General features: G+C 41.7%; 10 protein-coding genes. 7 read left to right on the top strand and 3 right to left on the bottom strand.

The genetic code is table 11. The features are described 5' to 3' along the window. Positions 1 to 139: 139 nt before the first annotated feature. Positions 140 to 5,473: a VCBS domain-containing protein gene (locus V6Z81_09840; GenBank protein MEG9862766.1), complete on the top strand. Its 5,334-nt coding sequence runs from the start codon at positions 140 to 142 to the stop codon at positions 5,471 to 5,473. A gap of 90 nt (positions 5,474 to 5,563) precedes the next feature. Continuing rightward, positions 5,564 to 5,905, top strand: coding sequence for a hypothetical protein (locus V6Z81_09835; GenBank protein ID MEG9862765.1), 342 nt, complete (start codon positions 5,564 to 5,566; stop codon positions 5,903 to 5,905). A gap of 220 nt (positions 5,906 to 6,125) precedes the next feature. Here V6Z81_09835 and V6Z81_09830 read toward each other — a convergent pair whose 3' ends face one another. From V6Z81_09830 to V6Z81_09820, 3 genes are all read right to left on the bottom strand, one after another. Further along, complete coding sequence (locus V6Z81_09830) at positions 6,126 to 6,488, bottom strand: hypothetical protein (protein ID MEG9862764.1); 363 nt, start codon at positions 6,486 to 6,488, stop codon at positions 6,126 to 6,128. A 124-nt stretch (positions 6,489 to 6,612) separates the two neighbouring features. After that, complete coding sequence (locus V6Z81_09825; GenBank protein ID MEG9862763.1) at positions 6,613 to 7,515, bottom strand: DMT family transporter; 903 nt, start codon at positions 7,513 to 7,515, stop codon at positions 6,613 to 6,615. Positions 7,516 to 7,568: 53 nt separating this feature from the next. Continuing rightward, positions 7,569 to 8,630, bottom strand: a complete 1,062-nt coding sequence (locus V6Z81_09820) for a hypothetical protein (GenBank protein ID MEG9862762.1) — start codon at positions 8,628 to 8,630, stop codon at positions 7,569 to 7,571. 400 nt (positions 8,631 to 9,030) lie between these two features. Between V6Z81_09820 and V6Z81_09815 the strand changes: the two genes are divergently transcribed. The 5 genes from V6Z81_09815 to V6Z81_09795 all read left to right on the top strand — a co-directional run bounded on the left by V6Z81_09815 (position 9,031) and on the right by V6Z81_09795 (position 13,240). Beyond that, entirely contained in the window at positions 9,031 to 9,348 is a 318-nt protein-coding gene (locus V6Z81_09815; protein ID MEG9862761.1) for a metalloregulator ArsR/SmtB family transcription factor, read from the top strand. A gap of 45 nt (positions 9,349 to 9,393) precedes the next feature. Then, complete coding sequence (locus V6Z81_09810; protein MEG9862760.1) at positions 9,394 to 9,747, top strand: DUF1428 domain-containing protein; 354 nt, start codon at positions 9,394 to 9,396, stop codon at positions 9,745 to 9,747. A 1-nt stretch (position 9,748) separates the two neighbouring features. Next, on the top strand, positions 9,749 to 10,213 hold the full coding sequence (locus tag V6Z81_09805) for an SRPBCC domain-containing protein (GenBank protein MEG9862759.1): 465 nt from the start codon (positions 9,749 to 9,751) through the stop codon (positions 10,211 to 10,213). A 6-nt stretch (positions 10,214 to 10,219) separates the two neighbouring features. Continuing rightward, positions 10,220 to 10,894, top strand: coding sequence for a glutathione S-transferase family protein (locus V6Z81_09800; protein ID MEG9862758.1), 675 nt, complete (start codon positions 10,220 to 10,222; stop codon positions 10,892 to 10,894). Between the two features lie 639 nt (positions 10,895 to 11,533). Continuing rightward, a complete protein-coding gene (locus V6Z81_09795; protein ID MEG9862757.1) occupies positions 11,534 to 13,240 on the top strand; it encodes a ShlB/FhaC/HecB family hemolysin secretion/activation protein in 1,707 nt (568 codons plus the stop codon). Positions 13,241 to 13,562: the final 322 nt, after the last annotated feature.

The following is a 13,562-nucleotide window of genomic DNA, read 5'->3' as shown; positions in this document are numbered from 1 at the left end:
GAAAGTCTTTTCGTTGATGCGATTTAAGACACCCCAACAGTAAGTCATTTTTTCTCGAATTTATAACTAATTTATAACTTGACTCATATATATTTACTATGGAAACTATTATAAAATCATTAATTATGGAGATATGGTCATGACGGAATCTTGGAAATTTGGAGCAGTGACTGGAACACATTCACTAGGCGATATTAGTGTTACAAATCCTTCTGGACAAGAAAACGGTGCCATTAGCCTTCGTTTTCAAGAAGAACAAGGAAGAGATGCACTTAGACCGGGTGAATTTTTTCACCTTGCAACTTTTTGCTTTATTCAAGAATCTGAGCAGTCATCCAGTCAGTCCTCAAGCAGTCAGTCCTCAAGCACAAATCCTCCGATACTTTTTTCGGTCGGTTCCATTGACAGCAGATTTATACTCACAAGAAATTCAGAATCTAGCGGATTTGATTTGTTTTATATCGGGACACCAATTGATTATGATGATATATCACAGCCTAAAAATATTATTATCAACATAAGAGTTCGTTATTTTGAAAATGGTAGAATAATTAGTGAAACATATAAAACCACAATCATCATTACCGATGATGAAAACGAAATCACTGTAACACCGGATGATGATGGCAATGAAAATTTCTATACTGTTACTGCTGACAGATGTGTCATTAAGGAAGGTTACTATAAGGATGGTTTAAAGTTAGCTGAAATTACAATTGAAGAAGATTCAATGATCTTCCATGAAATGAAGTTAACCAATTTACCTGAACAATTAGAATATAGAGAAATGAATGGCAATACTGCCGAATTATGGGTCAAAAGAAATACAGAACTTGATTATGAAAGCTTCCAAAGCCTTAAAGTCAAAGTAAGCGCAGTAGTTAAAAGTTCTGCTATTCCATCAGGGGCATCAGGGACGGAAGGAGCTTCGGCTGCTCCGATGAAAGAATTCTCATCTAATTTGATGAACTTTGAGTTGGAAGATGGGGATGAAGCTCCCGTATTTTACAAGTTAACTGATAATGATGAGATATTTACCGATGATGATGGCAGACATGTAACGTTAGAAAAACTTGCATTCAAGGCTAACGAACTTACTACAATTGGAGGGGGTGTTCCTATCGCAAGGTTATGGGCTAACGACCTTGATATGTTTGACTCAGTATATAATTTCGATATTGTTAATTACGATGAAGTAATAAAGAGTTCCAATGAGGGTGATGATGCGCGTATAGGTCTTGTAGAATCACGGTTTAATGGTAGTAAATTTAATGCCAAAGATTACTTTTCCACTGCTGAAGTTTCTTCTTTTGGTGGTGATGGTTTTATGAAAGATCTAAAATTCAACCTCTCCATGAGTAACTTGGATTACCGTGAGTCAAATAAATATAATTTTCAAATAAAAGTTGAAATATTCAATTTATTAAATAGTAAACAAAAGTATTTTTACCATAATGTTGAGGTTACTCAATATCCTGCTGATATTATATTTGATGATACTTATGTCACAATTCCGGGAACAGTAAACCTTGGTAACAACAATGGGGTTGTTGGAACATTCAATGATGCATTAGGCCCTCATGATCACAAGATCACATATGATGTCGTAGGAAGGGACAGCGTGTTTTATGAAGTTAATGATAATAACCAGATAGTTATAAAGAACGGAACATATCCATTTACAGGAAGCAATGATCATAAAATCAGCATTACTGCTATGGCTGGTGATAAAAGTAAATCTACTGAATTGATTGATATCTCAGTCAATGGAATTGATGTAATTGGTGATGAATATGTGATTTATCAAAAGCAAGATCCAGCTATGATCAATTTAACGACTATTGATCCGTTCGACAATCAGCCTTTGACATACAATTCGATTTCACTAATCAACAATGAAGGTGTAGCTACAACAACTATCCAACTGGCCGGTATTGATTCCTCTGGAAGAATTGGTGTGGGCAATTATTCATATGCGAATGATGTATTAACATGGACACCCGATGATATATTCACTGGCATCCAAAGTTTTGCATTAAACATTAGTGAAACAAGAACAAATGGTGCGGTTGTTTCTGAAAAATTTGATATAAACGTGAAATCCCCAATTAATTTAACAGGCGTAGGTAGTGATGGGTCTGCCGAGGCTTACGAAGATAACCCTTTACGGAACTCCAAAGGATTTGTTGGTGTTTTTAATGATAATGATTTAACTGGAAACCTTTTTGTCAGGAAATCAGGGGTTCAAGGTGATGGAACTCTGATACCGCGTACCGGTCGTACTCAAGACATAGAACAAGATCTTGATTATGGTAAGTTGATTATAGACGATAATGGAAATTGGTCTTATGAGCTTGATGATAACTTCGATTCTGATGGAAGTTATCTTGGTGGTGTTACATCAAGAACAGATTCCTTCATCATTAAATACAAACCTCTAGACGATCAGGCTACGGCTGTCGATGAATCTGTAACGGACAAGATAGAGCATACAATTGTGATTACTATACATGGCGCAACAGATAAAACTGCTACCATTCAGCCCAATATAACGGTTGGTTCTGCTCACACGGCGATTTATCCAGATGAAGATGTAAATTTATCATTAAGACAGGGAACATCACCGACTGTTTCTGAATTCCAAGGCGGAACAGGAGATGATGTTATATACGGAACCGTTAGCAATAATATCATCAGGGGAGGTGATGGTGAAGATTGGCTCTTCGGTGCCGGCGGGGATGATACGTTATATGGCGGAGGCGATGCTGATACGATAGATGGCGGACCAGGCAATGATGTGATTGATGGTGGACCCGGTGCAGACATTTTAAGCGGTGGCGGTAATGAGAATTGGTTCACATTATATCAGGGGCCTAGAACTGCTGGCGTTAGTGAGAACGATCGGGTCACTGATTTTGATGTAACTTTGGATAAGATTAACATTAATACTTTCGGCGTAAAATATAACACGCTGGAATCTTTAATGAGTGGACTTGATCTTCGTATTAGTTACGAGCAGCAAGACGACAATACATGGAATGCGGTTATTTTCGATACAAATGGAACGATTACTGCTGACGATCATGAAGAAGATGATACCAAACTGATGACTCTTGAAAATATTGGGCATGGAACAACGCCAGATGATCACAACAGCCTAACAATGAGTAGTTTTGTTCAAAATAGCTCAACAAGTCTTTCCTTCTTTGCTGATGGTATCAATGGATTCCGTATTGATGGTAACAATGGGCAATGTAGTGGAATGTATCTCTCATCTGCTGGTGATATTGACAATAATGGATATGACGACATCCTTATCGGAACAAATCGCGGAGAGATCTATGTTATATTAGCTAATGACAATGGCATTAATACAAACTTTAATCTTAATGATTTAGCTGGCAAAGGCTTCAGAATAACTGGTGTAGAATCTCGGGTATTCGCCACAGTTGGTGATGTGAATAGTGACGAGCGAGATGATATTCTCTTAGGATCCGCCGCTTTAAATTCTGGTTTCGGCTATAGTTATATGATTCTTGGCCAATCCGAATATACTAGTACTAGTTTAAATGTTAGCGAAATTGACAACGCTATTGTTGCTGCGGCCCCAACAACAATACCACCTACAACTAATCAAAATGTTGGGTGGGGTTTCCGGATTAATGGCGAGGCTAATGGTGAAAAAAGCGGATATTCAGTTTCGTATGCTGGTGATCTTAACGGAGATAATAGAAGTGATTTCATAATAGGGGCTCCATTTGCAGGGGAGGATGATCTTAGCAGTAATGATACAAACTTCGGATACAGTTATGTTGTTTATGGCAGACCGAGCACTGAAAGTTTCAGCTTAGATTTTGATCTTGAAGACATTGAAAATTCAACAGGTGGTAGCTATGGTTTTCGGATTAAGGGAGCTGATAGCACGGATATGAGTGGATCTATTGTGTCTTACGCTGGAGACGTTAACGGTGATGGTAACGATGACATACTCGTTGTATCACCCGGTACCGGAACGAATGCTGGAAAAGTGTATATCATTTATGGAAGGGGGAATACTGAATCTCGAAATGTATTCAACCTGTCAGATATTGATAATGGAATAAAGAATAATAATAATATACAAGGATACAAAATTGAGGGATTCAGTTTTGATCACTCATTTTTATTTCAAAGCCATCCAGCTGGTTTTTCAGTAGCTGCAGCTGGTGATGTGAACGGCGATGGCAATGCTGACATTGTCATCGGGGGAATTATTGCAGGTAGTAATACTAAAAGTAGTTATGTGGTCTTCGGTAGGGATTATGGAAATAATACTGAAGCATTTGATATTGGAAATATAACAAATGCTGCATTAAATCCTGGTGGCTATTTAGGCTTTAGAATTATTGGAGAAAATCCCGGTGATTACAGCGGATATTCCGTTTCAACTGCCGGGGATTTCAATGGTGATGGCTACGCTGATATTATCATTGGGGCGTTCGGTGCGGATCACAATGGTAAAACCAATAGCGGTTCAAGTTATATTATTTTCGGCAAGGCTGGTGGATTTGGAATGAGCATAGACCTTTCAAGTCTTGATGGCAGCAATGGGTTCAGACTTGATGGTGTGACTGGTGGTAACACAGCCGATCAGAGTGGTAGATCTGTATCATCGGCAGGTGATGTTAATGGTGATGGTTATGACGATATCATGATTGGAGCGTATACCGCTCGTCCGCCTAAAAGTGATGGGAGTGGAGATTTGCAAGAGTCAGAAGGTGGTTCAACATATGTTGTTTACGGATATGCAACATCGGTTAATATAACAGGTCTTGCCTATGTCGGTCAGACTCTAATCGCGACAAACCTTCAAGGGGAGGGTAACGAATATACTTGGAAGCATTCTACTGACGATGGTACTTTTGTGGCCCTCGGAACAGGGCAAGAATACATTCTTACCAACAACGATCTTGGTAAGACTATCAGAGTTGAAGTGGAATCAACAAATCTCAGTGGAGATCGGGTCCTCCTTGTTTCAGAATCTACCGCTACTATAAGCAATCCAATTACCTTAAGTAACAACGGTGAGAATCATACCGGTAGTAACGCGAGTGAACTAATCTTAGGTGGTAGTGGCGATGATACTCTGATTAGTGGTGGTGGTCTTGACGTGATAAGTGGCGGTGGTGGAGATGATCTCTTTATTCTTAATCCAGATGCGAGCGCGGGTAATATTATTGAAATCCGTGATTTTGACGGGTCGGAGGATAAAATCAAAATAGACTTAGATGACAGTAAGGACACAAGCACGCTAGAAAAACTCAAGAATGTTGCAGGTATCGACTGGAAGCAGTTTAACCATAATGCATCTAAGGATTCTGTAAATAATAACAAAGTAGTTGATACCGTCATTTACAATGCTGATGGTGATATCCTAATGGTTCTCCAGGATTTCATTGGTAATCTTGATATTACAGATTTCGAAATCGTCTAATCTGAATCACATAAGTTTGACCTAACTAATATTCTTCACAGGTAGGTTATGTCGAACAGTTGATGTCTATTGGCAGTAATGAATGGAACTATGGAATTAGACTGGATCAAATGTCAAAACAACAGATGGTGTAGTTTTGAACGCCTCAAACTCAATAATTTAGATTATGATGGTGTCTACGTGATATTTTTTGAAAGCACTCTCAATACTGTTGTTCGTGTCGGTCAAGGGAATATTAAAGAAAGGATTAGTGCCCATCGCTCGGACTCCGAAATCACTAAATATGCTAAATATAAATTGCTAGTAACATGGGCAAGAGTTGCCAACAGTGATTTAAATGGTGTTGAAGCATTTCTTGGTGATTTTTGGGATCCGTTGGTTGGGGATAATTACCCGGACGTTGAATTTATTAGGGTTAATTCACCATTTTGAATTGAACCTTTGATTAATATTTACTGAAAAAGTATGAATGATCTGATCTCATAATTTTGAGAATAGTCGATTTAGCCCCAGTTCTATTTAGATATAATGAGGGTCTTTCATATTGAAGCAGAAACGAACAGATAACATAAAATCAGATTTGGTGTTTCGATTAGCGATCCCCGAATACTGTCTTCTGCTGGAATCGTCAGCGGGAACGGATGCTTTGGACTTACAGGTCGAGGCCGGAGGGATGGCTGCGGGTGGTGCCCTGTATGAATTGGTTCCGGGCGTCAATGATGGCTTTTGCCAGCGGATCATTGGGCGCGTGCATCTGGAGAAACTGACGCCAGTTACGGTATGCTACCTTGGAGGCAATGTCTGATATGCCGGCACGGTATATCTTCCACAGCCTTATCTGATCTCGGTGCCGGGTGATCGGCCGTTTTTCGTAACTCTGCTTTGCCTTGATATCATCCTGGCGCGACGGCTCGATCTTGCCAAGCTGCAATTCAAGTGAATTTTTGCTGAATTGCTGCGAAAGGGTGGACGCCTTTATGGTTCTGGACTGGTGATTGGCATCGGTAATGATCAATCCATTGCCTCTTGGCCGCAGCAGCAGGCCATATTCTTTAAATGCTTGATGCCATAATCCCTTTTCAGGCCGTCATCAAAAGCAGGGCGGCCTTGTACAGTAAGGAGGCATTATGAGCAATGGCTTATTGATCGATTTTCCGGGGTTTGACCAGCACAAGGCCAATGATCATTGTTACCAATGCGCCCCAGACCCAGAGCGTATGAATCTCATCGAAGATCGCGAGCCCCCAGAATACACCTGCCAAGGTTACGATATAGCCTGTCTGACTGGCAAAAACCGGTCCGTAACGGCTCACGGCGTGGATAAACATCGTATAGGCTATTACTGACCCTAATCCGAGCCCGACCAAAGCTATATCAACTTCTGACATCTTCAGGCTTGGCCAGACAAAACTATTTGACCAGTATACGATGGGCCCGATTATCAATATTGCCGCAGTATTCATTCCCAGCGAAAGCCGGACCGGCCCCAATGCTACAGCTGACCTTGCCGCCAGGATGATGTTTTCCGCTGTGGAGCACAGGATCGCAATCATAACGAAAAGTATCCAGAATATGTCAGATCGATCGGGCAGGCTGTTTTCTGGTAGCACAATCATCAGGATCGCAGCCACACCCATCATCAGCCCCATTATCCTAATCCAGTTGAATCTTTCATATCCAAAGGGGATCGATGCACCATAGGTGATCATGGGAATGAATGCGGCCGTTATGGCAAGAATACCTGCCTGAAGATGTCCAGCTGCGATATGGAATATGGGAGCAGGGATCACCCAACCGAGTAGAGCAATCACGACAATCAGCCGGATATTGTATAATATTTCTTTTAAGGGCCGCCTTCTCAACAGGCAAAGAATATAAAGTAGTCCGGATGATACTATTGCCTGGAAGAAGGCTATCCCAAGGGGCGCTAATCCCCCTTCAACAGCGATTTTGCTTAAGGAAAAAGAAAGTCCCCCAATCAGGCCAATAAAGAAAATCAGTGTCCATGGCAGGATTCCTGAAATTGCAATACGCTTCAGCATGATTCTACCTGCTGGCTTGATATTACATTTTGTACAAGCATGTCAGGATGTCACTATGGCGTTTGTGACTGCGAAATGAAAAACTCCACCAAATCCTGATTGATTGCATCAAGAAATGCCTTTCGGTCAAAGCCGGCCGGATCCTTGGCCACGGGGATACTTTCCTTACCAGGCACGCGGTCGGCAAATGGTGCGACGAAGGCGAAGTGGTGCCCGGGGCGTATGCTATAATGTTCTATGTATTTTTCCGGAAAAATATCTGCCAAATATTTGGCATGAAACTGCGGTAGAGTTATTTTATCTCCCTCAAGGCCGACAATGAACACTTTCCGGGCAAGAAAACTGTCTTCCTCGAAAAACACCAACTGCCCAACCGGCGCGACCACGGCAGCGCCCCCGTTGATGAATGCCTCTGGAAAATGCCGCAAAGGTATATCAAGACTTAGATCTGGGGTTATTGTGCCGCGTTGCGAGGGCCCTCTGTCTCGTCTTTCGCAGAAAGCCGGGTCATTCTCCCGTGCGCAATGTTCATGGAGTAATGTAATATCGAATCCTGCCCCGGCTGCATTCAGTGCGGTAACTGCACCCAGAGAATGTCCGAGGACATGGATACGTGATATATCCGCAATACGGTTGAACGTTTTGATATCAAGAACAGAGTCAAAGGCGGCTTTAAGCTCCCGTACCCGCCAGTCCAATACCTTCGGGATATCATCACCCTTCATCAATTCATCGGCGGCATGCATGGGAGCAATGACGATAAATCCGGCATCGGCCAGAGCCTTGGCTGTCAAATGGTAATTACGAAAATACCCAGAATTGCCGTGGGACATTAAAATAATCTGATATTTACCATCCGTTTTTGGAACTGCATCAAAAGCCAGCCTGACGTCAAAGGGCCCAAGGCGCCTATCTTGCTCAGGTGCATCGGAAGGATACCAGACGCCTATTGTTAATTCACTAGATGTTATGGTTTGAAACCCTGCGGCGAACGATGGGTATATCTGGCCTATAAAGACAAGGAACAGCGTCAGTATGACAATACCGACTGCTTTTACAGCACTTATTGCTGATGATGTGAGATCAGTAGACGAGGTGATAGACGGTTTTGCCATGGTGGTAACTTCCTAGATTCTGGTGGTTAAATTATGCCCACCGTTGTTAGGTTCTGGCAGGCCATGAGTTGAATGTCAGCGGTTATCCCACAATAATTGACCCTATAAAAGCAGTATATTTTGTATTGAAAGCGTATCGTAATCTATCAAGGCTCCAAGAACATCTGAATTTCTTTCACACCTCTTGAATGTCGGAAAAACAAGTTTTTGCTATCTATATCGGCCTTGGATTCTCCAGAGCTTTCCTTTCAGGTCTTGTTTATCTGATGGTGATCTAGGGTTTTGCTATTACCAGCGTCTTTTTTGTTGCTAAATCCGATATTCAGATCATCGTAATTAAGTCGTAATTAAGTATGTAATTAAGTATTGACTTAATTAAATAATAGCCTAAATTGAAGGCATGGATAAATTTGCAACATTAGCCGACCCCAATCGCAGAAGCATTCTGGAGATGCTCGCCAGAAAGGGTCAACTGTCGGTGAAAGACATCAATGACGGCTTTGATATCAGTGCTCCTGCCGTATCACAGCATCTGAAGGTGTTACGTGAAGCAGATTTAATCTCTGTTGAAAAACAGGCCCAGCAACGCATTTATTCGATCAATACGAAGGGAATCGATGAAGTATGGGCCTGGTTGAATATGATGCGTCAATACTGGAATGAACGTTTTGACGCATTGGACACACTATTGATTGAGGACACCGATAATGGCCAATAGCAAAACTGCCATGAGTGGCAATTAACATAAGAAAGGGGAAATCAAATGACTTACGTGGATGGATTTGTGGCGGCTGTACCGACTGCAAATAAAGAGCAATACCTTGAACACGCAAAAATCGGTGCAGATGTAGTGAAGGAATTCGGCGCATTGAGTGCCGTTGAATGCTGGGGCGATGATATACCTGACGGAAAACTCACATCACTGCCAATGGCCGTCAAAAAACAGGACGATGAAACGGTTGTTTTCTCCTGGATCACCTGGCCGGACAAAGCAACACGTGACACCGGTATGAAGAAGATGATGGAAGACCCGCGAATGCAGCCGGACGTTTACCCAATGCCCTATGATGGAAAGCGTTGCATTTTCGGGGGCTTTGAAATGATCTTCGAGGCCTAAAATGGATCAGGCCAAGGAAAATGAGTTCATACTTGTTATTGAACGTGTCTTTGATGCGCCGCGTGAACGGGTCTGGAAAGCCTGGACGGACCATGAATTAAGGATGAAGTGGATGTCACCTGATGGATTATACGTGGGTGAAGATGAGGGTAAGATCCAGGCCGGAGGATCATATGAAGCTTGCATGATCAATTCAGCTGGTGATGAAATACGCTATGCTGGCGAATACCGTGAGATAGTAAAACCTGAAAGACTGGTTTTTACCCATGCCTGGAAGAGTGACATAGGCGGCGCCATACCAAACTTTGAGACACTGTGCACAGTGGATTTGGAGGAGTTATCAGATGGCAAGACGAAAATGACTTTCACACAACAAGGTCTAAGTTCAGAAGATTCCCGCGACAATCACAATGGTGGCTGGAGTGAATGTTTCGATAAGCTTCTGGATATCCTCAACACCCCATAGTTTGAGATGAAAACAATCATCGGCAAGGAGAGACCAATGGAGTACCCAAAACCAATTTTACATCATGCCCCGCATACACGATCTTCGATGTCTTTATGCATGCTTGAAGAACTCGGTATTGACTATGATTTACATATCATAAATCTGAATGATGGTGATCAGACTCAGGAAAATTTCAGTGCTCTCAACCCTATGAAGAAAGTCCCTGTTCTTCAACATGGCGGTGTTACGGTATCTGAAACAGGCGCTATCCTGTCATACCTCGCTGACGCCTACCCGCAATCGAAACTCTCTCCTGCACCCGGGGCAACGATGGAGCGTGCCACATATCTGCGCTGGCTGTTCTTCGGGGGGAGTTGTTTCGAGCCCGCCGTAATGGATCAATTCTTCCCGCGTAAAGAACCCCTCAATCCGGGCCAGGCGGCCTGGGGTGACTTCACCCGTGTTCTGGACACGCTGCGCGAAGGGCTAACCGGAAAGGAGTATCTGCTGGGAGAAAATTTCAGTGCGGCAGACATACTGATTGGCAATCAGGTGGTATTTGCCATCAAATATGAGAGCATTGATCCTAAGCAGGAACCTGCAATTGCCGCCTATGCCGCTCGTTGCGAGTCCCGCCCAGCATGGAAACGTGCACGCGAGAAAGATGAAAAACACCCATATCCTTCAACCAAAAAATAGGCAAGCTAAAATCAAACCTTCATATGGAACGGATCATACAAGAATTATGCATTATCAAGCAGAAATTATAGCCCCTGTTAGTCCAGTCGAAGTATACATGATGAGTGCTGAAAAATGTCAAATTGGTTGACAACAATGAGCTCTCACGCACATTTTCACCATAAAGGGGCATGCAATGACCAAGAATGGTCAAAACCACCTGACGATGCCGCATCACCTCGATGACCTGTCATCCGTATTCTACTTTGACGGTGATGACGATGAATGTCATCTGCATAAGCAACGTATTGGAATTTATTGCATTTTTCGAACCCCCGAAAGATATGGAAACAGACCTCCCCAAAATTGAGAAGCAGAATAAAAAATAATGAATAATAATAATTTGACTATATAATATTTGACATAGAAAATATTAATAAACTCAAATGATAACATGCTATCAATGGCCATAAAAATCTGAAGTTTTATTGAAATGATTGGGTTAATATGGTCATGTGTAGATTATGTAAAATAGAAAAAATTATATTGTTGTCTGGGTATCAAAACTGGAATGCCCTTCTTAAATTCGCCCATCTTAAATGTATTAAAAGTGGACATTTGAAATTATTGTTTTTGATATTTTTGGTTGCATGTCTATCTATGCAAGGGATTATAGTTAAAGCTCAGACGCATAATACAATAGATTCCGTGAATCAGGCTGAACAATTAGAACGTGACCGTGCGGCTGACGAGAATCAACGACAAATAGAACGATACAGGAAAGATCAACAACCGCCTGATGGTGATGATTTTTTACCACCAGAACGAAATATTACCCAATTTGAAGATGCTTGTTTGCACATTAATACGATATTGGTAACTGGCGTTACGTTGTTGCCAAATACCATTGTTGATAATTCAGTCGCAGAATTTGAAGGTCAATGTATCGGAGTTTCTGCTCTAAACAATATCCTTGAAATAATCACATATTTATACATTGAGCAGGGGTACATTGCCTCTCGCGCTTTACTCACCGAACAGGATCTATCAGACGGTATTCTAGAGATCATCGTTATTGAAGGTCGCTTGGATTCAATTGTGATGGACGATGATTCAGCAACACACAAAAATCAGATCAATACTGCTTTTCCCGGTCTCATTGGCAAGCCTGTAAACTTACGTGACGTAGAACAAGGGCTTTACCAACTTAACCGTCTCCGTTCTAACGATGCGACAATTGAAATCGAAGCTGGTCAGAATCAAGGTTCTTCCGTTCTAAAGATATCAAGGAACAAATCCAAAACTTGGCAAGTAGGCATAGGCTTCGATAATTTGGGTTCCACATCTACTGGGAAATATCAGTCAAAACTTGACCTGGAACTAGATGATCTCTTTGAGTTGAACGATCAACTGAGATTCAGCTACCAGCGGTCGACGACCCGTAATCCATATTATTTTCATGATAATCCACGAAGCGACACTTACACGGGACATATATCTGTTCCCTATGGTTACTGGACTTTCTCCGTTAACGGCAGCCTGAGTGAATACAATTCCAAAATTCGCGGTAATTTCTCAGATATTGAGACATCGGGTCACTCTCAATCCATAAATACTAGCATTTCCCGCGTTCTCCATAGAGACCAAACCTCCATTACATCACTAACAGGAAAACTCACCAGAAAAAATACCGAGAATTTCATCCTGGGTAGCCTTATTGATGTATCAAGCCGTGCCCTTTCGATTTCCACGGTGGAACTCATTCATTCCCGTCAATTCTGGGATGGGCAGTTGATCACATCGGCGGCATATCATCAGGGACTTAATATTCTGGATGCTTATGATGACAATGATGCACCTGCCGGGTCACCGAAAGGTCAATTCAGAAGCATGACCGGCTCCCTAAGTTATTTCAAATATTTCATTCAAAATGAAAATATCTGGACTTATAACGGTCAATTGAACGGGCAATATGCACCGGATCAATTATTTGGTTCAGAGCAGGTCGCATATGGCGGATACTCAACGATTCGTGGATTGAGGGAGTCAGTTGTTTTTGGTAATCGCGGTATTCTGATGCGTAATGAAATAGCATTTCAATTACCGCAATCTCGAAATCAGCACTATGCGAAAACTTTCGGAACTCCTGAACTGTATACCGTGCTTGATCATGGCAATGTATTTGAGCAAAACCGTATCGGTATTGAAGGCGGGGATTTGACAGGGTTCGGCGTTGGTTTCCGTAATCGAGGTGGCAGGATCGGTTTCGATGTGGCTTGGATGGAAATAGTAGACTCATCCACGCACTTAAAAGAATCCCTTTCCGGGTCAGGACTGATTTATGGAAGATTGAGTTATTTCTTTTAAATTCAATATAATACGCACTTTCTAAATCATTGAAAATTAATAATAATAAATGTATTGTTAGCAATAATAATTAAATATATAATGAATAATCAAAATTAAAATATTATGATTCTATGTGGGAGTCTGCATTACCTTTAATCTTTTGAGCTGCATATTATATGAAATGGAGTGAGTATAATGGTTACATACAGAAAACACGAATATTCGCAATATTGTTCCGAGAGAATGAATGTCGGTTTACGCATGGCCGCAACGTGTTTTCTGGGTATTCTACTGGTTTTCCATCCATCACATTTGCAGGCGGATGAAACTCAGCCGGTAG

The sequence above is a fragment of the Parvularculales bacterium genome (assembly GCA_036881865.1).
Classification (GTDB): domain Bacteria; phylum Pseudomonadota; class Alphaproteobacteria; order JAPOUT01; family JBAJNM01; genus JBAJNM01.
This window is presented reverse-complemented; position numbering and strand designations above follow the sequence as displayed.